The organism is Streptomyces sp. NBC_01268, assembly GCF_036240795.1.
In the GTDB taxonomy this organism is placed as follows: Bacteria; Actinomycetota; Actinomycetes; order Streptomycetales; family Streptomycetaceae; genus Streptomyces.
Window position 1 is genome coordinate 2381486 of record NZ_CP108454.1, and the last position, 23703, is coordinate 2405188.

The window sequence follows — 23703 nt, forward strand, 5'->3', positions numbered from 1 at the left end:
CCGCCACGTCGGGGCGGGCGCATCCGGCGCCCAGCCATGCAGGGTGATGCCCCATATGATCGCTTTTCATGGGAGAGGTCCGTTTGTCCACCGAAGAAGCGCCCCGGACCACGGTCCGCTCGCGGCGCAGTGCCGCGTTCGCCGTCTGGTACCTGCGGGCCGTCACGTTCATCAACTTCCTGAGCGCCGTGTGGGTCTCGTTCGGCCAGGACCTGCGCCGGCACAACGAGGACAACTACTTCACCCCGTACATGCTCACCGCCGGATTCGCCTCCGGCGTCTTCACGCTCTTCCTGGCGATCACCATGCGCCGCCGCAAGCGGGCCGCGTGGATCCTCAACCTCGTCCTCAGCGGGCTCTTCCTGCTGCTCTTCGCACTGGTGATGATCTTCCCGGAGATCCGCCAGCACACCCAGAACTGGATCTCGCTGGTCCTGACCGCCGCCTTCTTCACCGCGCTGCTGCTGGGCCGCAAGGAGTTCTACGCGAAGGGCGACCGCTCCAACCCGCCGCTCGCCGCGGCCGTGGCGGTCGGCGGACTGCTCGTGACCTCGCTGCTCGCCGCGGCGCTGGTGACCGTCACCAACACCGCCGCCGGCCACTCCACCTTCCTGGAGCGCTGGAAGTACGGCGTGATGCGGCTGATCACCCTGGCCTCGGACGACTCGGCGTACGCCTCCATCGCCACCCCGGGCTGGGTGGACGTCGTCATCAACATCATGTCGACGCTGCTGCTCTTCGCCGTCCTCTTCGCCGCCTTCCGCGCCCGGCGGGCCGTCGACCCGCTGACCGAGGAGGACGAGGACCGGCTGCGGACGCTGCTGGACAAGCAGGGCGACCGGGACTCGCTCGGCTACTTCGCGCTGCGCCGCGAGAAGAGCGTCATCTGGTCGCCCAGCGAGAAGGCCGCCATCGCCTACCGGGTGGTCGGCGGGGTCTCCCTCGCCTCCGGTGACCCGATCGGCGACCCGGAGGCCTGGCCCGGGGCCATCGAGCCCTGGCTGGCCGAGGCCCGCGAGCACGGCTGGATCCCGGCCGTGATGGGCGCCAGCGAGGAGGCCGGCACCATCTACGCCCGGCACGGCCTGGACGCCCTGGAGCTGGGTGACGAGGCGATCGTGGAGACCGACGAGTTCACCCTCGACGGGCGGGCCATGCGCACCGTCCGGCAGGCCTTCAACCGGGTCAAGCGGGCCGGCTACGAGGTCCGCATCCGGCGCCACGAGGACATCCCCGCCGACGAGATGGACGAGCTGCTCCGCAAGGCCGACGACTGGCGCGACGGGGCCACCGAGCGCGGCTTCTCGATGGCGCTGGGACGCCTGGGCGACCCCCGGGACGGGCGCTGCGTGATGCTGGAGTGCTCGGACGAGTCGGGCGAGCTGCGGGCGGTGCTGTCCTTCGTGCCCTGGGGGCCGAAGGGCCTGTCGCTCGACCTGATGCGCCGCGACCGGGACTCCGAGAACGGCCTGATGGAGTTCATGGTGATCGAACTCCTGCAGCGGGCGAAGGAGATCGGGATCACGCAGGTCTCGCTGAACTTCGCGATGTTCCGGTCCGTCTTCGAACGCGGCTCGAAGCTGGGGGCGGGACCCGTGCTGCGCATGTGGCGCTCGCTGCTCAGCTTCTTCTCCCGCTGGTGGCAGATCGAGTCGCTGTACCGCGCCAACGCCAAGTACCGACCGATCTGGGAGCCCCGTTTCATGCTCTTCGAGAAGAGCGCCGACCTGCTGCGCATCGGCCTCGCCGCCGGGCGCGCCGAGGGCTTCCTGGAGGCCCCGGGGCTGCCGAAGTGGCTGCACCGCAAGCACCTGGAGGGACGACGTTGACCGGGGGACGTGCGGGGACGCGGGGACGGGGGGTGCGCGGGGCCCTGAAGGGCTTCGCCATACGGGAGTGGGGTCCGCTGTACGCGACGGTGCGGACGGCGCTGGTCACCCGCGGCTGGCGGGCGATCCCGATGACCCTGGCGGCGGTCTGCCTCACCTCCCTCTTCCAGATCGTGCAGAACCAGGACTGGGGCTACCAGCCGGTGCAGGACATCGGCTCGGTACGGGCGGAGGACCCGCTGGTCCTGGCCCTGCTGCGGACCCCGCTCTCGCTCTTCGTGCCGGCCCTCGACCTGCCGGTGTGGGGCGCGCTCGCGCAGATCCTGCTGGTCTTCGGCATCGCCGAGATCTGCCTGGGCCGGTGGCGGACGCTGCTCATCGCGTACGTGGCGACGCTGGCCGGCACGCTGTACGCCCGGGTCGGCATCGCGCTCGGCCCGGACGGCCCGCTGGGGCTGCCGGCCTCCGACGCGCACGTGGTGGACACCGGCCCGTCGGCGGCGGTGGTCGGCCTCGCCGTGTACGTGTGCTGGCGCTACCGGGCCCGGTGGACCGGGGCGCTGGTGGTCGTGGCGATGGTGGTCGAGGTGCTGATCAAGAACAACCTGGCCGGCAAGGAGCACATCGCCGCCATCGCCGCGGTCCTCGCGGTCCTCGCCTTCCAGGAGTGGCGGGGCCGGGGTCAGCGGGGCGGCGCGGAGCCCCGCCCGGGGACGCGCTCCTGGAAGCCGCCGATCAGGTCCTGAGCCCTGCGGCGCACCCGGGTCCAGCGCTTGTCGTGCCGGTAGGCGCGGACCCAGGAGCGCGCCCTGGCCCGGTGGCGCCGGGCGTAGACGCGCCGGGACCACCAGGAGCCGGGGCGGGCGAGCCGGACCGACCCGACGATCGCGACGAACGGCACGAGGGTGCCGAGCACCGCCATCCGGAACTTCCCCTTCACCAAGGTGACCAGCACGAAGAGGAAGTTCACCGCGAGGGTCAGGATGAACCCGGCGCGGTCCTGTCGTTCGTCCGCCGTCATGTCGTCCACGCCGAGCGGGGAGAACCCGGCCAGGGTGAGCAGCACGAGGGCCGCGGTGAGGACCACGACCTCGACGCTCTTGCGGCCGTCCTCCGACCAGTAGACGTCGTCGAGATGGAGGATCAGCGCGAACTCGTCCAGGACGAGCCCCGCGCCGATGCCGAACACCACGGCGAAGACGCACGCCCCGACCCCCTCGCGGCCGCTGAGGACCGCCCCGAAGCCGCCGAGGACGGTGAGCACGACCCCCGGCACCACGTGGTGGATGTGCAGCCCGCCCGAGGAGACGTTGCCGAAGGGGCCCTTGCCGGCCCGGATGAGCCGGGTGACCGTGCGCGTGATCGCGAAGGTCAGCACGAAGGAGGTCAGGGCGAGGAACAGCGGGAGCTTCCCGGGTTCGACGATGTTGCGTGAGAACCAGTGACCCATGCCACCCCTCTACCGATTGGCCGCTTTCGTACCATATGGCCAATTTAGCGTCCAGGGACGGGGCATTACCCTTCCGCGGATGGACGGCCTGCGTTTCGCCTTCGGCACCCTCACCGTGCTCCCCGCCCGCATCACCCGCTGGGACCGCGACGCGGCACGCGCCGGGATGCTCTGCGCCCCGCTCGCGGGCCTCGTCGTCGGCCTGTGCGCGGCCGCGGTCGGCGGGGTGTTCCTGCTGCTCGGCTCGGGCCCGTTGCTCGCCGCCGTCCTCACCGTCGGCGTCCCCGCCCTGATGACCCGCGGCCTCCACCTCGACGGCCTCGCCGACACCGCCGACGGACTCGGCAGCGCCAAGCCCGCCGAGGAGGCGCTGCGCGTCATGAAGCAGTCCGACATCGGACCCTTCGGCGTCATCGTGCTCCTCTTCGCGCTGCTCGCCCAGGTCGGCGCGTTGTACGAGCTCTACGGCGAGGGCTGGGCGCACGGCGCGGCCGGCGCGGTCCTCGCCGCCGCCGTCGCCCGTCTCGCCCTCACCCACGCCTCCCGGCACGGCGTTCCCGCCGCCCGCCCCGAGGGCCTCGGCGCGATCGTCGCCGCGACCGTCCCGCTCCGCCCCGCCGCCCTGACGACCGGTCTGGTCCTCGTCCTGTGCACGGCGGCCGGCGCCCTCCTCTCCCCGTACGACGCCCTGCGCCTCCCGCTGGCCGCCCTCGCCGCCCTCGGCGTCGCCGAACTGCTGCTGCGGCGCTGCGTGCGCCGCTTCGGCGGGGTGACCGGGGACGTGTTCGGCGCCGTCGAGGAGACGGCGGCGACGGTGGCGCTGGTGGCACTCACCTTGGGGTGAACCCCGTGCCCCGTCGCACTGGCGGGCTCCGCCGGGGGTAGGGATCCGGCGTCGCAGGAGCTCGCCGAGAGGGGCACCCGTGTTTCCCGGACCCGTACGCGTCTTCGTTCCCCGCTTCACCTGGCGCACTCCCAGCCCCGACGCGCCGGCCAGCACGGTCTGGGGATCCGCGTTCTTCGACGCACTGTGCGGGCGACCCGACGGCTGGAGCCTGCGCGACTACTGGGCGCGCTCGACCTTCGGCCTGCTCGACCTCCAGTTCACGCTCTCCCCGGGATGGGCGGTGCTCGACCGCGACCAGACGCAGCTGCGCGACGACCGGAACGGCATGATCGTCGCCTGCCGTGAGGCGACCGAGGCCGCCGGCCAGTCGCTCGCCGGCTTCGACCACGTCGCCTGCTTCGTCAACCCGCCGCCGTGCAACGCGGGCGCCGCCGGCAGCGGGGACCTCGCGCTCGACCAGGCCGGGAGCCTGGAGTTCTTCCAGCACGAGGTCGGCCATCTGCTCGGCTTCGAGCACGCCTGGGGCCGCGGCGGCGCCTATGCCGACCCGTACTGCGTGATGGGCTGGACCGGCACCTCCAGCCACGCCATCGACCGGCCCGCCGAGTTCGCCGACGTGGTGACCCTCGCCCCCGACTTCTGGCGCAGCGGCCGCAGGCCCGCCGCCGCGTCGCTGTACCGGCTCTTCGTCCGCCCCGAGTTCGGCGGCAGCGGCTCCCTCACCTCCGGGACCGGCGGGGCGGGCGCCTTCGACCGGCGCGTCGTCCACGCCCGGTTCGGCACCGACGCCACGGTGGCGGCACTCACCCGGGCCGGCGACAGCCCGGTGCTCGCGGTGGCGAACCTCGACGGCGGCGGCGTCCTGACGGTCGAGTACCGGCTCCCGGCCGGGGACGACGCAGGCATCGGCGACCCCGCGGTGGTCGTGCACACCCTCGGCGCCCGGTCGATCGGCCCGGGGCACCACGAGGTGGATCCCCCCTGGTTCGAGACCTCCTTCCCGCCGGCCGTCGGACTGGGGGCGACCGTCGCCTTCGGCGGCACCGGCTACCGGGTCCAGGTCGTCGGGCGTCAGGACGAGGGCGTGCCCAACATCCGGGTGAGCCTCATCGGCTCCTTCCCGGTCCCCGCCTACCCGCACCAGCAGCCGGGCTGGCGGTGGTGCGCCAAGTGCCAGGGACTCGCCTTCGCCTTCGGCACCAAGGTGGGCGAGTGCCCGGTCGGCGGCACCCACGACCACGGCCCGAGCTGGCCGTACAGCCTGCTCCACGAGTTCCCCGCGCCCGCGGTCCAGGCGGGCTGGCGGTGGTGCGCGAAGTGCCAGAGCCTCGCCTTCGCCGACGGCTCCACGGGGCCGTGCCAGGCCGGCGGCAGTCATGACCACACCGGCAGCGGCGCGTACCACCTGCTGCACGGGGTCGAGCCGATGGCCGGCGAGGCCGGCTGGCGCTGGTGCGCCAAGTGCCAGGTCCTCGCGAGCGGCCTCGGCACCCCCGGCCCCTGTGCGGCCGGGGGCCGCCACGACCACACGACGAGCGGCAACTACAGCATGCAGCACGACGTGACCCTGCCGACCGCGCAGTCCGGCTGGCACGAGTGCGGCAAGTGCCGCGCGCTCGTGTTCGCCGACGGGTCCCCCGGCCCGTGCCCCGGCAGCGGCGCGCACCAGCCGTCCACCCTGCGCACCTATCAGGTGCTGCACGATCTGAAGGGGCTGACCAGCCAGGACGACTGGCGGTGGTGCCGCAACTGCCAGGGGCTGGCCTTCGGCGGCGGTGGTGCCGGGGCCTGCCCGACCGGTGGCGTCCACGACCTCTCGGCCAGCGGCAACTACACCCTGCTGCACGGGGTGCGGATCTCCCAGGCGGACTGGAAGTGGTGCGCCAGGTGCCAGGGCCTCGCCTACGCCGGCGGCGAGGCCGGCCGCTGCCCCGCGGGCGGCACGCACGACCACACCGCGAGCGGCAACTACAGCATGCTGCCCGAGCCGCCCCAGGTCTGGTGACCGCCCGTCAGCAGGCCCGCCGCCACGCCCCCAGGTCGTACTCCTTGCGCATCGAGCTCAGGCCGAGCGAGCGGGATCCGGGGCAGAACTGCGCCGGCTCCCGCTCGTACTCGACGTGGAACACCGCCTTGCCCGCCTTCACGAAGGGGGTCAGCAGCGCGCACTCCTCGTACTGCGCGCACTGCTCGTTGACCGCGAAGTCGAAGTCCGGCAGGAGCGCGGGGATCTGGTCCAGGTCGTTCTTCAGGCCGACGGCCAGGCCGCGGTCGTGGGCCAGCCGGGCGATCAGGCGGTTGTAGCGGAGCTGGTCGGCGGCGGTGAGGGGGAAGCCGGTGGCGTTGCGGTAGCCGTCCATGTTGTCGGGCTCGACGGCGTCGAAGCCCTTGGTCCGGCACATGTCCAGGCGGGCCGCCATCAGGGGGGTGAGCAGGTCGGTGCGGCGGATGTCGAGCCAGCGTTCGCCCTGCCAGCCGTTGCCCTTGCCCAGGAGGGCCGCGGGGAACTCCGCCGCGTCCGGGCGGAAGTCCTCCCAGGCGCCGGTGGAGAGGTAGCAGATGACCTTGCGGCCCCGCCGGTGCAGGTCGGCGACGGTGGCCGCCGGGTGGTCGAAGCCGTCGATGTCGTAGACCGGGACGTCCACGGCCGGGTCCAGCCGGCCGCTCAGCTGCCACTGCCAGGCGGTGCCCGGGCGGGGCTGCCAGCGGGGGGTGGGCTTCGGGTCCGGGGTCGTGGGGTGCGCGGGCCGGGGCTCCGGCGAGGACGGGGGCGGGGGCGTCGCGCAGCCGGCCAGGACGAGCAGCAGGGCCAGCAGGGGCGCCAGGCGTCTCATCGGGCGGGCTCCAGGGTGTGCGGGAGGGTGCCCCACGGGTGGGCGCCGGTGCCCGGGACCGCGCAGTGCACCGGAGTCGCGGGGCGGACGTCCGCCGGGGCCGCGTACACCAGGTGACAGTAGTGGTCGGCGACCGGCAGATCGAGCTCGCGGTAGGAGTCCCAGGGGCCCTCGAAGGTCACCAGGAGGTCGGCGAGGGCCTCGTAGCCGGGCGCCGGGTGGGCGCCGTGGTTGAGGACCAGGGTGCGGAGCCCGGCCGCCCGCGCCGACACGGCGAGGCGCCGGTAGTGCGGGAGCGCCCCGGGCTCCGTCGGCACCTGGTCGAGGAACGCGCCTCCCGCCTCGTACCAGTCGCGGTGCCGCACCAGGTCGGCGACGACCTCGGCGTGCGGGCGGCGCCCGTAGTCGGTGTCGGCGTAGCCGAGGACCCGCACCCCGGCCGCCCGCAGCCGCCCGGCCAGCTCGGCGAAGGCCGGGTCGCGGGAACGGCCCGCGCCGCTGGCCGGGTTGAGGACGACGCCGTAGAGGGCCGGCGCCGCCGCCACGACGGCGGACCAGTCCTCGGGGCGGTCGGCCGGGTGCTCGTAGAAGGGGACGAGCAGAGAGGAGGTGGTCATGGTCCTGTCCCTAGAAGCGGTGGGTGGTGGGGCGGGCCAGCAGGACGCAGGTCAGCACGGACAGCGCCGCCGCCGCCGCGCCGGCCGCCACCGGCCCCGCGGCCGGCACCAGCGTCTGCGCTCCCGCGGCGAGCAGGCACACCACGGCGGCGCTGGACACCCCGCCGAAGGCCTGGAGCAGCAGCCCGAGCCACAGCACCGCGCCCACCAGCAGCAGCGAGCCGATCCGCCCGGGGCCGACGGCCTCGGCACCCGGCCACAGCGCGGCGGCGGTGAGGGTGAGGGCGGCGAGCACCCCGAGGTAGGCACCCAGGCAGCGGGCGAGCATGCAGGTGACGGCGCGCCGGAACTCGTAGGCCGTGGTCAGCAGGCTCAGCCGGGTCAGGCTCGCGCCGCGGAAGCGGTGCAGCAGCCACTCGGCCGGGCCCATCGACAGGGTCAGCGCGATGACCGCGTCGGCCCCGGCGTACAGCACGAGCAGCCCGCTGCCCAGGCCGAACAGGCCGTACGGGAGGGAGGCCGCGAACGGCGGTCCGCCGCGGCCCCGGCGGGCGGGTGGCGCGTCGGGGGCCGGGCGCAGGGCCAGCGCGGCGCAGACCGTCGTCGCGCCGAGCGAGGCGAGCAGCAGCGCGATCCGGAGCGGCTCGGGCAGGTCGTGGCGGAAGGCGGGGACGGCTCCGGCGAGCGGCAGCAGCGCGCCCAGCAGGGCCCGTTCGCGGCCGAGCACGAGCAGCACGGTCGCCGCGCCCAGGTACACGGCCTGGCCGGCCCCGAAGAGGGCGGCGGGGCCCTCTCCCGGCCCCGCCGCCGCGACGGCCACGGCCGCGCCCGCGAGCGCGCCCGCCGGTGCCCCGGTGAGCAGCGCGCGGGCGGCGGCCCGCCGGTCGCCGAGGCCCAGCCAGGTGTACGCGCGGTGGGACAGCGCCTGGTTCCACACCCAGCCGGTGACGGCCCCGGCGAACAGCGGCACGGTGCCGGGCGGCAGGCCGTGGCGGCCCGGTCCGGTGGCGAGCAGCGGCGCGCCCAGCACGTAGGCGAGGCCGGGCAGGGCGAAGACGACACCGCGCAGCAGGCAGCCGGCCAGGCCGGTGTGCCAGGGAGCGGCCTTCGGGGGTTCGGGGGCGGAGTGGCGGCGCTCGGTCCTCGCGTAGAGGTCCTCGGCCAGGGCGAAGGAGTCGGCGCGGCCGTAGGTGAGGCGGATGTGGCTGTCGGTCATGCCGTCGGATTCCAGGATGGCGGCTATCTCGTCCGGGTGGACCGCCGCTGCCGCCAGGGCGTCCAGGCGGTCGGCCAGTTCGTCCATCGGGTCGGGGGCCAGGGGCCGTCCGGCCGGGTCCGGTGAGGCGGCCCGCTGGCGGGGGATGGCCGGGAGGGTGTCCCGGGTGCTGCCCGGCTTCAGCCAGAGGGAGCCGCTCATGCCCGGGCGCCTTCCGTCAGTCCGGTGCGCCACGGGTCGGTGAGGCGGACGGTCCAGTCCTGCTCCGGCTCGGCCGGCGGCTCGGCCTCCTCGCCGGCCAGTTCCCGGTAGATGGTGCGGAAGCCGTCCACCGAGCGGTGCAGGGTGAAGCGGTCGACGACGCGCCGGCGGGCGTCCCGGGCGAGCTCCGCGCGGCGCGGGTGGTCCTGGAGGAGTTCCGTCACGGCGGCGGCCATCACGGCCGGTTCGCGGGGCGGGACCACGAGTCCGGTGTCGCCGACGGCCTCGCGGACCCCGCCCACGTCCGTGGAGACGGTGGCCCGGCCGCAGGACATGGCCTCGATGAGGGAGAAGGGGAAGCCCTCGCTGATGGAGGAGAGCATCACGATGTTGCCGGCCGCGTAGGCCCCGGCCACGTCGGAGGTGCGGCCCTCGAAGGTGACGCCGTCGGCGACGCCGAGTTCGGCGGCCAGCTTCTCCAGCCGGGTGCGGTAGTCCTCGTTGCCCGCCGGGACCGGGCCGAAGAGCCTGAGGCGTACGTCGGGGAGTTCGGCGCGGACGATCGCGTACGCCCTGATCAGGGTCTCCAGGTCCTTGATCGGGTCCACCCGGCCCACCCAGCTGAGGGTGGGGGTCTCCGGTTCGGGGCCGGCCCAGGGGAAGGCGGCGGGGTCGACGCCGTTGTAGACGGTGCGGATGCGGTCGGCGGGGGCGCCGCCGCGCTCCTCCCAGCGCCGGTTGTACTGGTTGCAGGGGGTGATGAGGTCGGCCTTGCGGTAGCCGAGGGAGTTGAGCTCGCGGTAGAAGCCGAGCATGAGGGCCTTGACCGGCCAGCGCTGTGCCTCGGTGCGGTAGCCGAGGTAGCGCTCGCGGAGGTAGATGCCGTGTTCGGTGAGCAGGAAGGGCACCCCTTCGAAGTGCTGGGCGGCGAGCGCCGGCAGCGTGGCGAGACCGCTGGACACGGCGTGTGCCACGCGGTCGCCGGGTATCCGGGCGGCGAGCGGGCGCAGGGCGTGTTCGAGCAGGTCGGTGGCGGTGAGGGCGTCGTGGACGGTGGGGCGGGCCACGGCGGTCGGCAGGTGGGGCATGGACCAGATCCACATCAGGGAGCGCAGTACCTGCTCCGAGCGCAGGGCGGCGGTCAGGCGCCCCTGGCGGGCGAGTTCGGCCAGGGCGTACAGGCCCTCGCCGAAGTCGGAGCCCGCGGTGGGGTCGAGGAGGGCGAGCAGGAAGCGCTCGTAGGTGTCGAGGAAGCGGCGGCGGGCCCGGCCCCGGGGCGCCCCGCCCCGCTCCGGGGTGCCCCAGAGCGGGAAGGAGCGGTGCTCCGAGATGTTCGGTGGCAGTTCCCAGGTCACGGGTTCGCGGCCGCTGCCGGTGAGGGCGAGGATGCGGAAGTCGACCTCGGGCATGCCGCGGACGAGCTGGTCGCACCAGGTGCTGACGCCCCCGTGCACGTGTGGATAGGTGCCTTCGGTGAGCATGGTGACGTGACGGCCGCTGCTCGGCATGTGTGTCCCCCCGGACGTGTCGGACAGTCCCTGGCGCCGGTCAGGCGGTCGGCAGCTTGAGCGTGATCGCGGTCTGGAGCAGTTCGGGCGTGGTCCAGGCCGAGCGGGCGCCCGCGTAGGGGGTGCCGAAGGCCGTGGTGCCGAGGAGGAGTTGCTTGCGGGCGCCCTCGGGGGCGGTGAGCGGGACGTCGACGCCGGAGGGGGCCTTCACGGTGACGGTGGTGCCGATCCGGTAGGCGGTGACCTGTCCGGCGGCGAGCGCCCGGTCCCATGCGGTGCGGCGGTCCAGCTCGGTGCCGACGTCCTTCTGGCGCGGGTTGAGCAGGGGCGTGTTGTCGGCGAACAGCTCGCGGTAGTCGGCGAGGACCCGGTCGAGGACCGGGTAGAGGATGCGCTCCTCGGCGAGGTTGGACTGGTGCACGTAGTGCGGGCGCGGGTCGTTGCCCATCACGTGGGAGAGGGCGGTGCGGGCCTCCTGCGGCACGATGTGGGAGGCGTAGCCGGTGGCGGGGTCGAGCGGGGCGGGCAGGCAGGTGGAGGCCGGGTCGGACTCGCAGATCCCGCTGCCGCCGTCGGCGCGCGAGGTGTAGATCCAGTTGTACTCGTCGGCCATCTCGGCCGCCGTTCCCACGTTGTAGTACACGTTCATGGGGTGGCGGGGCACCGTCTGCGCGGCTCCCGCTCCGGTGCCGACGGAGCGTTGCCGCGGTTCGCGCGAGTTGTCGCTCGCGGTCCACTTCACGCCGTTGTCGGCGAGTGCCCCGGCGAGGTTGGGGTTGTCGACGGACTGCTGGGGCAGGGTCTTGAGGCCGGAGTGCTCGCCGGTGACCAGCTCGGTGCGGTCGACCGGGATCCCCTTGAGGACGGCCCAGTTGTGGTTGTCGCGGATCTGGGCGGAGATCTCGGAGCGGCCGGTCCACTTCACCGCCCCGGTCACGGGGTCCTTGGCGCACTGCCAGGGGACGGTGGTGGCGTCCTGGACGCAGCCGAGGAAGGGGTGCGTGTAGGTGTGGTTGACCCAGCGGTACTGGGCGCGGTCGGCCAGCAGGCGGGTGGCGAGCGGGTCGCTGCCGCCGTGCTCGGTCTTCCATTCCTCGCCCTGGCCGCCGTTGTAGACCAGGTCGAGCTGGAAGCCGGCGGACTTCTGCCAGGCGGCGGCGTACTGGGCGTCGGCGGCGGTCATCCGGATCGGGTTCTCGGCCTCCCCGTCGCCGCCGGCGCAGTCGAGGTCGCCGGGGGTGCAGTCGCGCGCGGTGTCCCAGCGGGCGTCGGGGGCGAACACGTCGTCGACGTGGACGGAGAGGTAGTTGCGGTCCTGCCCGAGGTGGACGCCCTGGGTGAGCCACTCGACGATGCCGCGGGCCAGCGCCCGGAACTGGCGCTGGTTCGCGTGGTACGCGAAGGAGACCACCAGCTCGCGCCGCCCGTCGTGGGCGTACTCGCCGATCAGGCTGGCCCGGGCGCCGCCCCCGACGGGCAGGTCGAGGTAGCTGGTGTAGCCGGCCCGGGGGCGGCCCGCGTAGCCGTAACTCTCGGCCACGGACGGGTCGTTGTCCTCGAAGTCGACGGCTCCCCTGAGGTGCCGGAAGGGGCCCGCCTGCCCGGCGGGGGTGACGGAGGCTCGGGCGCCGTCCAGGACGCCGGAGTAGCCGCCGTCGTCGGTGTAGTCGAGGCCGACGCCGGGGTGGGCCCAGGTGTACGCGTCGACCTGCGGGATGCCGAAGGTCCTCTCGTACGCGAGGAGGGCGGTCTGCTCCGCGGAGTCGGGGCCGAAGACGGCCTCGTGCGGCAGGACGACGCCCTGGTACCTGGCGCGGGGGCGGCCGTCGACCGTGTCGCTGAGGAAGGCGGGGGTGAGCACCGCCCGGTTCTCGTCGTTCAGGTCGAGCGTGCGGTACGGCACCCCGGAGCCCTTCAGCTCGGCGGTGATCGCCTCGACCGCGCTGCCGCCGTCGTCGACGACGAGCACGGTGAGGTCGACGCGCGGGTTCTGCTCGGCGGCGGCCGCCTGCGCGGACGGGACGACGGTGGCGAGCAGCCCCGCGGCGGCGAGGGCCGCGAGGCGCCCGGTGCGGGGTGCGCGGGGTGCGCCGGGTGTACGGGCGGTTCTGGGCGTACGGATTCGGCCGGAGTCCTTCACGTGGTGTCCCCCCTCGGGCAGGCCCGTCCGGCGGGAGGACCTGTGGAGATGCGGCAGAGGATGCAAAGGCGAGGGCGTCGCCCTTGCGCGAATGAGGCGAGTGTGAACGAGCTCCGGGACCCGGCGGGGTAAACATGAAAGAGACACCACGGATGAGTGAATCAGCGCCGCCGTGAGCGAACACGGTGAGCGGGCGTAGGCTCGTTCTCGGCGCTCATCGGGCCGAAATACGATGCGGCGGGGCACGGTCGGCCCATCCCTCGACCGCCAAGAACTCAATGGAAGCGAGATTTCACCACCGTGACTGCTCTCACTCTCAGCACCGCCGGAGCGGCGACGCTGCGTGCCGACGCCCTCGTGGTCGGCGTCGCGAAGTCCGGCAAGGCGCTCGTCGTCGCCCCCGGCGCCGAGGCCGTCGACCAGGCCTTCGACGGCGGGCTCGCCGCCGTCCTGGAGACTCTGGGTGCCTCCGGTGCCGAAGGTGAGGCGACCAAGCTGCCCGCCCCCGCCGGTGTGAAGGCGCCCGTCGTCCTGGCCGTCGGCCTCGGCGCGGCCGCCGAGGACGGCGAGGGGTACGCGGCCGAGACGCTGCGCCGCGCCGCCGGCACCGCCGCCCGCGTCCTGACCGGCGCGAAGAAGGCCGCCTTCGCGCTGCCGATCTCCGCCCCCGAGGACGCCGCCGCGATCGCGGAGGGCGCCCTGCTCGGCGCGTACGCCTACACCGCCTACCAGGACGTCCCCAAGGACGCCAAGAAGCCGCTGGCCGAGGTCGCCCTGCTCGGCGCCAAGCCCCGCGACAAGGCCTACAAGGCCGCCGCGGAGCGCGCCCAGGCCGTCGCGGAGGAGATCAACCGCGCCCGCGACCTGATCAACATGCCGCCGAACGACCTGACCCCGGCCGCCTTCGCCGCCGCCGCGCAGACGGCCGGCAAGGAGCACGGCCTCAAGGTCCAGGTGCTCGACGAGAAGGCGCTCGCCAAGGGCGGCTTCGGCGGCATCCTGGGCGTCGGCGTCGGTTCGGTGAACCCGCCGCGCCTGGTCCGGATCGCCTACACCCACCCGAAGGCGGAGCAGACCCTCGCCCTGGTCGGCAAGGGCATCACCTACGACTCGGGCGGCATCTCCCTGAAGCCGGCCGGCCACAACGAGACGATGAAGTGCGACATGAGCGGCGCCGCCGCCGTGTTCTCCGCCGTCGTCGCCGCGGCCCGCCTCGGCCTGGTCGTCAACGTCACCGGCTGGCTGGCGCTGGCCGAGAACATGCCGTCGGGCTCGGCCACCCGCCCCGGCGACGTGCTGCGCATGTACAGCGGCAAGACCGTCGAGGTCCTCAACACGGACGCCGAGGGCCGCCTGGTCCTGGCCGACGCGCTGACCAAGGCCTCGGAGGAGAACCCGGACGCCATCGTCGACGTGGCCACCCTGACCGGCGCCATGGTGCTGGCCCTGGGCGACCGCACCTTCGGCATCATGGCCAACGACGACGACTACCGGACCGCGATCCACGAGATCGCGGACGAGGTGGGCGAGCAGTCCTGGCCGATGCCGCTCCCGGCGGACCTGCGCAAGTCCATGGACTCCCCCACCGCCGACATGGCCAACATGGGCGTGCGGATGGGCGGCGGCCTGGTCGCCGGTCTCTTCCTGCAGGAGTTCGTGGGCGAGGGCATCACCTGGGCCCACCTCGACATCGCGGGCCCGGCCTTCCACGAGGGCGCCCCGTACGGCTACACCCCCAAGGGCGGCACCGGCTCCTCGGTGCGCACCCTGGTGCGGCTGGCCGAGCGCCACGCGGACGGCGAGCTCTGAGCGAGCGCCTGAGCCGACGGCACGGCCCCGGGGACCCCGCGTCCCCGGGGCCGTGCCCGTCCCGCGGTGCGGTCCGGACTGTTCGCCGGCAACGAAATCCGTAGCTTCGTACGCCCGCGTTACCCGTCCGTACGGACGATCGGCCGGTCTCATCCACCGGCCCCGCGTCCCGCCGTCCGTCAACAAGTGCGAAGATGGGTTCTCGGCAGGACAGGGCCCCCACCACAGGGCCGAAGAAAATGCGGCCGGACACCAGAGCCGCCGCCCGGTCAGCGAAGACCGGCGACGAGCGCACATGCATGGAGGACGTGACGTGGCGAACGACGCCAGCACCGTTTTCGACCTAGTGATCCTCGGCGGCGGTAGCGGCGGTTACGCCGCGGCGCTGCGCGGAGCGCAGCTGGGCCTGGACGTCGCACTGATCGAGAAGAACAAGCTCGGCGGCACCTGCCTGCACAACGGCTGCATCCCGACGAAGGCCCTGCTCCACGCCGGCGAGGTCGCCGACCAGACGCGCGAGGCGGAGCAGTTCGGTGTCAAGGCCTCGTTCGAGGGCATCGACATCAAGGCCGTGCACAAGTACAAGGACGACGTGATCTCGGGCCTGTACAAGGGTCTGCAGGGTCTCGTCGCCTCCCGCAAGGTGACCTACATCGAGGGCACCGGCCGGCTGTCCTCGCCCACCTCCGTCGACGTCGACGGCCGCCGCGTCGAGGGCCGTCACGTCCTCCTCGCCACCGGCTCCGTGCCGAAGTCGCTCCCGGGCCTGGAGATCGACGGCAACCGGATCATCTCCTCGGACCACGCGCTGACCCTGGACCGGGTCCCGGAGTCCGCGATCATCCTCGGCGGCGGCGTCATCGGCGTCGAGTTCGCCTCGGCGTGGAAGTCCTTCGGCACCGACGTCACCGTCATCGAGGGCCTGAAGCACCTGGTCCCGGTCGAGGACGAGAACAGCTCGAAGCTGCTGGAGCGCGCGTTCCGCAAGCGCGGCATCAAGTTCAACCTCGGCACCTTCTTCCAGTCGGCCGAGTACACCGAGACCGGTGTCAAGGTCACCCTGGCCGACGGCAAGACCTTCGAGGCCGAGGTGCTGCTCGTCGCCATCGGCCGCGGCCCGGTCTCGGCCGGTCTCGGCTACGAGGAGCAGGGCGTCGCGATGGACCGCGGCTACGTGCTCGTCGACGAGTACATGCGCACCAACGTGCCCACCGTCTCCGCGGTCGGCGACCTGGTCCCGACCCTCCAGCTCGCGCACGTCGGCTTCGCCGAGGGCATCCTGGTGGCGGAGCGGCTGGCCGGTCTGAAGACCGTCCCGATCGACTACGACGGTGTCCCGCGGGTGACCTACTGCCACCCGGAGGTCGCCTCCGTCGGCATCACCGAGGCCAAGGCCAAGGAGATCTACGGCGCGGACAAGGTCGTCGCCCTGAAGTACAACCTCGCGGGCAACGGCAAGAGCAAGATCCTCAAGACCGCGGGCGAGATCAAGCTGGTCCAGGTCAAGGACGGTGCCGTGGTCGGCGTCCACATGGTCGGTGACCGCATGGGCGAGCAGGTCGGCGAAGCTCAGCTGATCTACAACTGGGAGGCGCTGCCGGCCGAGGTCGCGCAGCTCATCCACGCCCACCCGACGCAGAACGAGGCCCTCGGCGAGGCCCACCTGGCCCTGGCCGGCAAGCCTCTTCACTCCCACGACTGACGCTCACGTCATCCAGGGCGCGACGACCACTTTCCGCACATTCGATAGGAGCAACCGAAACCATGTCGGTTTCCGTAACCCTGCCGGCGCTCGGCGAGAGCGTCACCGAGGGCACCGTCACCCGCTGGCTCAAGGCCGAGGGCGAGCGCGTCGAGGCTGACGAGCCGCTGCTCGAGGTCTCGACCGACAAGGTCGACACCGAGATCCCCGCCCCCGCCTCGGGCATCCTGGCCTCCATCAAGGTCGCCGAGGACGAGACGGTCGAGGTCGGCGCCGAGCTGGCCATCATCGACGACGGCACCGGCGCCCCCGCCGCTGCCCCGGCGCCGGCCGCCGAGCCGGCCGCCGCCCCGGCTCCGGCCCCCGTGGCCGAGGCCCCCGCCGCCCCGGCCCCCGTGGCCGAGGCTCCGGCCGCCGCGCCCGCCGCCCCCGCCGGTGCCGCTCAGGGCACCGACGTCGTCCTGCCGGCGCTCGGCGAGTCCGTCACCGAGGGCACCGTCACCCGCTGGCTGAAGTCGGTCGGCGAGACCGTCGAGGCCGACGAGCCGCTGCTCGAGGTCTCCACGGACAAGGTCGACACCGAGATCCCGGCGCCCGCCTCCGGCGTGCTGCTCGAGATCGTCGTCAACGAGGACGAGTCCGCCGAGGTCGGCGCCAAGCTGGCCGTCATCGGTGCCGCCGGTGCCGCGCCCGCCGCCGCCCCGGCTCCGGCCGCTCCGGCTCCGGCCGCCGCCGCTCCGGCTCCGGCCGCCCCGGCCGCTCCGGCTCCGGCGCCCGCCCCGGTGGCTCCGGCCGCTCCGGTCGCCGCCCCGGCTCCGGTCGCGCCCGCCGCCCCGGTCGCCGCTCCGGCTCCGGTCGCCCCGGCCGCCCCCGTCGCCGCTCAGCCGGCCGAGGACGGCGCGTACGTGACCCCGCTGGTCCGCAAGCTGGCCACCGAGAACGGTGTCGACCTGGCGGGCGTCAAGGGCTCGGGCGTCGGCGGTCGTATCCGCAAGCAGGACGTCCTCGCGGCCGCCGAGGCCAAGAAGGCCGCTCCGGCTCCGGTCGCCGCCGCTCCGGCCGCCCCGGCCGCGGCTTCGAAGGCTCCGGCCCTCGAGGTCTCGCCGCTGCGTGGCCAGACCGTCAAGATGACCCGCATGCGCAAGGTCATCGGCGACAACATGATGAAGGCGCTGCACGGCCAGGCCCAGCTGTCCTCGGTCGTCGAGGTCGACATCACCAAGCTGATGAAGCTGCGCGGCCGCGCGAAGGACGCCTTCGCCGCCCGTGAGGGCGTCAAGCTCTCCCCGATGCCGTTCTTCGTGAAGGCGGCGGCCCAGGCGCTGAAGGCCCACCCGGTCATCAACGCCCGGATCAACGAGGACGAGGGCACGATCACCTACTTCGACTCCGAGAACATCGGGATCGCGGTGGACTCCGAGAAGGGCCTGATGACCCCGGTCATCAAGGGTGCGGGCGACCTGAACATCGCCGGCATCTCCAAGGCCACCGCCGAGCTGGCCGGCAAGGTCCGCGGCAACAAGATCACGCCGGACGAGCTCGCCGGCGCGACCTTCACCATCAGCAACACCGGTTCGCGCGGTGCGCTGTTCGACACGATCATCGTGCCGCCGAACCAGGTCGCCATCCTGGGCATCGGTGCCACGGTCAAGCGTCCGGCCGTCATCGAGACCGCCGAGGGCACCGTCATCGGCGTCCGCGACATGACCTACCTGACGCTCTCCTACGACCACCGTCTGGTGGACGGCGCCGACGCCGCCCGCTACCTGACGGCCGTCAAGGCGATCCTGGAGGCCGGCGAGTTCGAGGTCGACCTCGGCCTGTAAGGCACCCTGCCGAAAGGCAACGTAACAAGCCTCACCTGCGGTGTCCCCGTCCGGATGTGTTTCCGGGCGGGGACACCGCCGTATTGTCTAAGGGTCAATGACTCCCTAAGGAGCGGCTTCCATGACCATGCCCGTCGTCCATTCGCTGCGCGAGCAGATCCGCGAGCACATCGTGGAGGGCATCGTCAGCGGGCGCTGGAAGCCGGGCGAGCGGATCGTGGAGCGCCGGATCGCGACGGAGCTGGAGGTGTCGCAGACACCGGTGCGCGAGGCGCTGCGCGAGCTGGAGTCGCTGCGGCTGATCGAGTCGGCGCCCAACAAGGGCGTCCGGGTGCGCAATCTCACCGCCGCCGACCTGGAGGAGAGCTACCCCGTACGGGCCGGTCTGGAGCAGATCGCGGCCGAGCTGGCGGCCGGCCGGCTGGCGGCGGACTGCTCGACCCTGGAGCCGCACGTGGCGGCCCTGTACGAGGCGGACGCGGCCGCGGACGGCACGGCGCAGGTGCGGCACACGGTGGCGTTCCACCGGGAGCTGGTGAAGGCGGCCGGCAACAGCGTGCTGCTGCACACCTGGGAGGGCCTGGGCATCGAGGTGTTCACGGCGCTGTCGATCCGCTGGCTGGGCACGGTGCAGAAGTCGTACGCGGAGGAGCACCAGGAGCTCGTGGAGGCCTTCCGCAGGGGCGACCCGCAGATCGGGGCGCTGGTGAAGGCGCACGTCCTGGGGTGCGCGCCGAGGGCGTGATCCGGCCACGCGTGCCGCCGTCCACCGCCTGAGCGGGTCCCGTTTCGAACGGGCCCGCTCATTCGTGCGTAAGGGCTCTCAATCGCTCTCCCACCTGCGCAAATCCTTCGAAAACAAGGCACCCGGTGCCCATTTTCGCGGCACCCTGTGCCGACTTTCGTGCTCCGGGGAAGTTTTTCGCTTCAACACTTTGATCGATCATCGATCGTCGGCTTACAGTCTTCGGCGGGCCGTACCCCGGCCCTTCGCCCTGTCCTGCCAGACAAGGCCTCTTTTTCTCCACCCCCACCTGTCCGGAAGGCGGCGATCATGACCGATCCCGTAGGCAAGATTCCGAGCGAGCTCGACCAGCTCCCGGACCGTGACACCGAGGAGACCGCCGAGTGGGCGGCCTCCCTGGACGCCGTCACCAAGGCCGCCGGCCCCCACCGGGCCGCCTACCTGATGCGCCGCACGCTCCAGCACGCCGAGGGCGCGGGCCTGGCCCTGCCCAAGCTGCTGGAGACGGACTACGTCAACACCATCCCCACCTCCGCCGAGCCCTCGGTCACCGAGTTCGGCGGCGACGAGGAGATGGAGCGGAAGATCACCGCGTGGAACCGCTGGAACGCGGCCGCGATGGTCACCCGCGGCTCCAAGCACGGCGTCGGCGGCCACATCGCCACCTTCGCCTCCGCGGCCTGGCTCTACGAGACCGGCTTCAACCACTTCTTCAAGGGCAAGGAGTCGGGCGCCGCCGAGGGCTCCGGCGACCAGCTCTACATCCAGGGCCACGCCTCCCCCGGCATCTACGCCCGCGCCTTCCTCGACGGGCGGCTGAACGAGGGCCACCTCGACAACTTCCGGCAGGAGTCCGGCGGCAACGGCCTGCCCTCCTACCCGCACCCGCGCCGGCTGCCCTGGCTGTGGGAGTTCCCCACCGTCTCCATGGGCCTCGGCCCGCTCTCCGCGATCTACCAGGCGCGCTTCAACCGCTACCTGACCAACCGCTCCATCAAGGACGTCTCCGCCTCGCACGTGTGGGCGTTCCTCGGTGACGGCGAGATGGACGAGCCGGAGTCGACCGCCGCCCTGGCGCTCGCCGCCCGCGAGGGTCTGGACAACCTGACCTTCGTCATCAACTGCAACCTGCAGCGCCTCGACGGCCCGGTCCGCGCCAACTTCAAGATCGTGCAGGAGCTGGAGGCCCAGTTCCGCGGCGCCGGCTGGAACGTGGTGAAGTCCCTGTGGGGCAACGCCTGGGACGAGCTGTTCGCGCTCGACACCACCGGCGCCCTGGTCCGCCGTCTGCGCCAGGTGCCGGACGCCCAGGTCCAGACGTACCAGACCCGCGACGCCGCCTACATCCGCCAGGACTTCTTCGGCGCCGACCCGGCCCTCGTCGAGATGGCGAAGCTGCTCTCGGACGACAAGATCCTCGAGTGCTTCCACCTCTCCCGCGGTGGCCACGAGCCGCGCAAGGTCTACGCCGCGTACAAGGCCGCCCTGGAGTTCAAGGGCGCGCCGACGGTCATCCTGGCGCAGACCGTCAAGGGCTTCACCCTGGGTGAGGGCTTCGCGTCGAAGAACGCGAACCACCAGATGAAGAAGCTCACGAGCGACGAGTTCAAGAACATGCGTGACCTCCTCGAGCTGCCGATCTCGGACGCGCAGTTCGTCGACGGCCAGGTGCCCTACGGCCACCCGGGCGCAGACTCCCCCGAGGTCCGCTACCTCCAGGAGCGCCGCGCGGCCCTCGGCGGCCCCGCCCCGGCCCGCCGGGTGCACCCGCTCGCGCCGCTGCCGGCCCCGGCCGAGAAGACCTTCGCCGCCTTCGACAAGGGCTCCGGCTCGCAGTCCATCGCCACCACGATGGCCTTCGTCCGCCTGGTCAAGGACCTGGTCCGCGACAAGGAGACCGGCAAGCGCTGGGTCCCGATCGTCCCGGACGAGGCCCGCACCTTCGGCATGGAGTCGCTGTTCCCCTCGCTCGGCATCTACTCGCCGAAGGGCCAGACGTACGAGCCGGTCGACCGCGACCAGCTGATGTACTACAAGGAGGCCGTCAACGGCCAGATCCTGAACGAGGGCATCACCGAGGCCGGCTCGATGGCCGACTTCATCGCCGCCTCGACGTCGTACGCGACGCACGGCGAGGCGATGATCCCCTTCTACATCTTCTACTCGATGTTCGGCTGGCAGCGGACCGCCGACCAGATGTGGCAGCTCGGCGACCAGCTCGGCCGCGGCTTCCTCGTCGGCGCCACCGCCGGCCGCACCACCCTGACCGGTGAGGGCCTCCAGCACGCCGATGGGCACTCCCCGGTGATCGCGGCCACCAACCCGGCGGCGCTCACCTACGACCCGGCGTTCGCCTACGAGGTCGCGGCCATCGTCAAGGAGGGCCTGCGCCGCATGTACGGCGAGGCGGCCGAGGGCGAGGACCAGAACGTCTTCTACTACCTCACCGTCTACAACGAGCCGATGCCGCAGCCGGCCAAGCCCTCGGGCGTCGACGAGGGCATCATCAAGGGCCTGTACCGCTTCAACACGGCCGAGTCGGCCGGCCTGGAGCTGCCCGCGAACGCCCCGCGCATCCAGCTGCTCTCCTCCGGCACGGCCATCCACTGGGCCCTGGAGGCGCAGAAGCTGCTCGCCGCCGAGTGGGGCGTGGCCGCCGACGTGTGGTCCGCCACCTCGTGGACCGAGCTGCGCCGCGACGCGCTGGAGGCCGACGCGGCCCTGCTGCGCGGCGAGGAGCGCGTGCCGTACGTCCGCAAGGCCCTGGAGGGCGTGGACTCCCCGGTCCTCGCCGTCTCGGACTACATGCGCCAGGTCCCGGACCAGATCGCGCAGTGGGTCGAGCAGGACTGGTCCTCGCTGGGCGCCGACGGCTTCGGCCTGTCGGACACCCGCGACGCCGCCCGCCGCCACTTCGGTGTCGACGCCCAGTCGATCGTGGTCGCCGCGCTCGCCCAGCTCGCCCGTCGCGGCGAGGTCAAGGCGACCTCGGTGAAGGAGGCTCGGGAGCGCTACGGCCTGTAGGGGCCCCCGCTCCGCGTGAGGCGGGCGGCACGCATGATGGACTCATGCGTGCCGCCCGCCTCATCAAGTTGGTGCTCCTGCTCCAGTCCCGGCCGTCCATGACGGCCGCCGAACTCGCCGCCGAGCTGGAGGTGTCGGAGCGCACCATCACCCGTGACGCCCTCGCCCTCTCGGAGGCGGGGGTGCCGGTCTACGCGGACCGGGGCCGGGCGGGCGGCTACCGGCTCGTCGGCGGCTACCGGACCCGGCTGACCGGGCTCGCCCGCGGGGAGGCGGAGGCGCTGTTCCTGTCCGGGCTCCCGGAGGCGCTGCGGGAGCTGGGGCTCGCCGACGCGGCCTCCGCGGCCCGGCTGAAGGTGTCGGCGGCGCTGACGCCCTCGCTGCGGGACGCGCCGGAGGCGGTGGGCCGCCGCTTCCACCTGGACGCGCCCGCCTGGTACCAGGAGCCGCGGACGCCGGAGCTGCTCGCGACGGTCGCGGAGGCGGTCTGGGACGACCGGCCGGTGCGGGCCCGCTACCGGCGGGGCGACGGCGAGGTCGAGCGGGAGCTCCAGCCGTACGGTCTCGTGCTGAAGGCGGGCGTCTGGTACGTGTGCGCCCGGGCCGACGGCTCGTTCCGCACCTACCGGGTGGACCGGTTCGTCGAGGTGGCGGTGGCCGAGGAGCGCTTCGAGCGGGATCCGGGCTTCGACCTGGCCGCGTTCTGGAGCGAGCGGTCCGCCGCGTTCGCCCGCTCGCTGCTGCGCGCGGAGGTGGTGCTGCGGCTGACTCCGGAGGGGGCGCGGCGGCTGCCGTACGTGACGGACCGGGCGGCGGCCGAGGAGGCGCTGGCGGAGGCGGTCGCCGAGGGTGCGGCGGACCCGGCGGACGGCCGGGTCACGGTGACGCTTCCGGTGGAGAGCGAGGACGTCGCCTTCGGGCAGCTGCTCGGGCTCGGCCCGGAGGCGGAGGTGCTGGCCCCCGCCTCCCTGCGCGAGCGGTTCGCGCAGGCCGCCCACGCGCTCGCCGGGATCTACCGGTAGTCCTCCACCTTGGTGTCCGGGTCGGTCTCCTTGGCCATGATGAACCCCCAGGAGTCGGGCCGGGAGCCGTCGGCGTCGGTGAAGCCGTACTCCCGGGCGAGCTGCCCGCTGTCGAGCGACCGCCCGTTCCAGCGCGCCCGGTCCGGGTCGGCGGCGAGGGCGGCGACGGCGCGGCCGACGTACACCGGGGACTCGGAGACGCCGAAGTCGGGGAGCTGCTCGGTCGCGTCGCGCCAGTGGTCCTCGGTGACGCCGAAGTGGCCGAGCATCTGCTCGGACCTGAGCCAGCCGGGGCTGACGCAGACGGCCGTGCCGCCGTACTCCTTCAGCTCCTCGCCGAGGCCGAAGGCCATCCGGATGGGGGCGTTCTTGGCCAGGTCGTAGAAGAGGTTCTCGCGGTAGCGGGTGCCGTTGTACGCGGCGGTGCCGTCGGTGACCTCGACGACGAGGCCGCCGGGGTGCCGGATCAGCAGCGGCAGCGCGGCGTGGGAGGTGATGGCGTGCGTCTTCACGCCGAGTTCGAGCATCCGCAGGCCGCCGGCGAGGTCGTACTCCCAGGTCTTCGTCCCGAAGGCGAGGAGGTGTTCGCCGCCCCAGACGTCGTTGACGAGGACGTCGAGCCGGCCCTGTTCGCGGTCGATGCGCTCGATCAGGGCGCGGACCCGGTCGGGGTCCAGGTGGTCGGTGGGGACGGCGACGCCCTCGCCGCCGGCGGCGGTGACGAGCTCGGCGGTCTCCTCGATGGTCTCGGTGGTGCGGCCGACCTCGCTGACCTGGTCGCGGGTGGTCCGTCCGGTGACGTAGACGGTGGCTCCGGCAGCGCCGAGCTGGACGGCGATGGCCCGTCCGGCGCCTCGGGTGGCGCCCGCGACGAGGGCGATCCGGCCGGTCAGGGGCTTCGGTTCGGTGGTCATGGGGAGAGCCTGGCAGGAA

The 23703-nt window shown here is 73.0% G+C and carries 17 protein-coding genes; 10 read left to right on the forward strand and 7 right to left on the reverse strand.

The window, feature by feature from the left end; translation table 11 throughout:
• Positions 1-68: 68 nt before the first annotated feature.
• Together OG309_RS10435 and OG309_RS10440 are read left to right on the forward strand one after the other, a co-directional pair.
• Positions 69-1829, forward strand: a complete 1761-nt coding sequence (locus tag OG309_RS10435; RefSeq protein WP_329419981.1) for a phosphatidylglycerol lysyltransferase domain-containing protein — start codon at positions 69-71, stop codon at positions 1827-1829.
• Positions 1830-1861: 32 nt separating this feature from the next.
• Positions 1862-2575 (forward strand): hypothetical protein, encoded by a 714-nt coding sequence (locus OG309_RS10440; RefSeq protein WP_329419983.1) that lies wholly within the window; start codon positions 1862-1864, stop codon positions 2573-2575.
• Here OG309_RS10440 and OG309_RS10445 read toward each other — a convergent pair.
• Complete coding sequence (locus tag OG309_RS10445; RefSeq protein WP_329419985.1) at positions 2512-3279, reverse strand: hypothetical protein; 768 nt, start codon at positions 3277-3279, stop codon at positions 2512-2514. The two genes, OG309_RS10440 and OG309_RS10445, sit on opposite strands and share 64 nt — an antisense overlap.
• 79 nt (positions 3280-3358) lie before the next feature.
• Between OG309_RS10445 and cobS the strand changes: the two genes are divergently transcribed.
• Entirely contained in the window at positions 3359-4123 is a 765-nt protein-coding gene (gene cobS, locus OG309_RS10450) for an adenosylcobinamide-GDP ribazoletransferase (RefSeq protein ID WP_329419987.1), read from the forward strand.
• Between the two features lie 79 nt (positions 4124-4202).
• Entirely contained in the window at positions 4203-6131 is a 1929-nt protein-coding gene (locus OG309_RS10455) for a hypothetical protein (RefSeq protein ID WP_329419989.1), read from the forward strand.
• Between the two features lie 7 nt (positions 6132-6138).
• On the opposite strand, the gene OG309_RS10460 is transcribed toward OG309_RS10455, so the two are convergent.
• The 5 genes from OG309_RS10460 to OG309_RS10480 are packed head-to-tail and all read right to left on the reverse strand — an operon-like array spanning position 6139 to position 12642.
• Complete coding sequence (locus tag OG309_RS10460) at positions 6139-6960, reverse strand: endo alpha-1,4 polygalactosaminidase (RefSeq protein ID WP_329419990.1); 822 nt, start codon at positions 6958-6960, stop codon at positions 6139-6141.
• Complete coding sequence (locus tag OG309_RS10465) at positions 6957-7577, reverse strand: spherulation-specific family 4 protein (protein WP_329419992.1); 621 nt, start codon at positions 7575-7577, stop codon at positions 6957-6959. The genes OG309_RS10460 and OG309_RS10465 overlap by 4 nt, the downstream gene beginning before the upstream one ends.
• A 10-nt stretch (positions 7578-7587) precedes the next feature.
• Entirely contained in the window at positions 7588-8994 is a 1407-nt protein-coding gene (locus OG309_RS10470; RefSeq protein WP_329419994.1) for a hypothetical protein, read from the reverse strand.
• Complete coding sequence (pelF, locus tag OG309_RS10475) at positions 8991-10502, reverse strand: GT4 family glycosyltransferase PelF (protein WP_329419996.1); 1512 nt, start codon at positions 10500-10502, stop codon at positions 8991-8993. The genes OG309_RS10470 and pelF overlap by 4 nt, the downstream gene beginning before the upstream one ends.
• Positions 10503-10542: 40 nt before the next feature.
• Entirely contained in the window at positions 10543-12642 is a 2100-nt protein-coding gene (locus tag OG309_RS10480; RefSeq protein WP_443067554.1) for a hypothetical protein, read from the reverse strand.
• A gap of 300 nt (positions 12643-12942) precedes the next feature.
• On the opposite strand from OG309_RS10480, the gene OG309_RS10485 reads away from it, so the two are divergent.
• The 6 genes from OG309_RS10485 (at position 12943) to OG309_RS10510 (ending at position 22770) form a co-directional block, all read left to right on the forward strand.
• Positions 12943-14451 (forward strand): leucyl aminopeptidase, encoded by a 1509-nt coding sequence (locus tag OG309_RS10485; protein WP_329419998.1) that lies wholly within the window; start codon positions 12943-12945, stop codon positions 14449-14451.
• A gap of 313 nt (positions 14452-14764) precedes the next feature.
• On the forward strand, positions 14765-16153 hold the full coding sequence (gene lpdA, locus OG309_RS10490; protein WP_329420000.1) for a dihydrolipoyl dehydrogenase: 1389 nt from the start codon (positions 14765-14767) through the stop codon (positions 16151-16153).
• Positions 16154-16215: 62 nt separating this feature from the next.
• Positions 16216-17979 carry a 2-oxoglutarate dehydrogenase, E2 component, dihydrolipoamide succinyltransferase gene (sucB, locus tag OG309_RS10495; protein ID WP_329420001.1) on the forward strand — a complete coding sequence of 588 codons (1764 nt, stop codon included), beginning with the start codon at positions 16216-16218 and terminating at the stop codon, positions 17977-17979.
• A gap of 121 nt (positions 17980-18100) precedes the next feature.
• Positions 18101-18724 carry a GntR family transcriptional regulator gene (locus tag OG309_RS10500; RefSeq protein WP_329420003.1) on the forward strand — a complete coding sequence of 208 codons (624 nt, stop codon included), beginning with the start codon at positions 18101-18103 and terminating at the stop codon, positions 18722-18724.
• A gap of 309 nt (positions 18725-19033) precedes the next feature.
• Complete coding sequence (gene aceE, locus OG309_RS10505; protein ID WP_329420004.1) at positions 19034-21748, forward strand: pyruvate dehydrogenase (acetyl-transferring), homodimeric type; 2715 nt, start codon at positions 19034-19036, stop codon at positions 21746-21748.
• Between the two features lie 44 nt (positions 21749-21792).
• Complete coding sequence (locus tag OG309_RS10510; RefSeq protein ID WP_329420005.1) at positions 21793-22770, forward strand: helix-turn-helix transcriptional regulator; 978 nt, start codon at positions 21793-21795, stop codon at positions 22768-22770.
• Here the strand turns inward: OG309_RS10510 and OG309_RS10515 are convergent.
• A complete protein-coding gene (locus OG309_RS10515) occupies positions 22761-23684 on the reverse strand; it encodes an SDR family oxidoreductase (RefSeq protein WP_329420007.1) in 924 nt (307 codons plus the stop codon). The genes OG309_RS10510 and OG309_RS10515 overlap by 10 nt on opposite strands.
• Between the last annotated feature and the right edge of the window lie 19 nt (positions 23685-23703).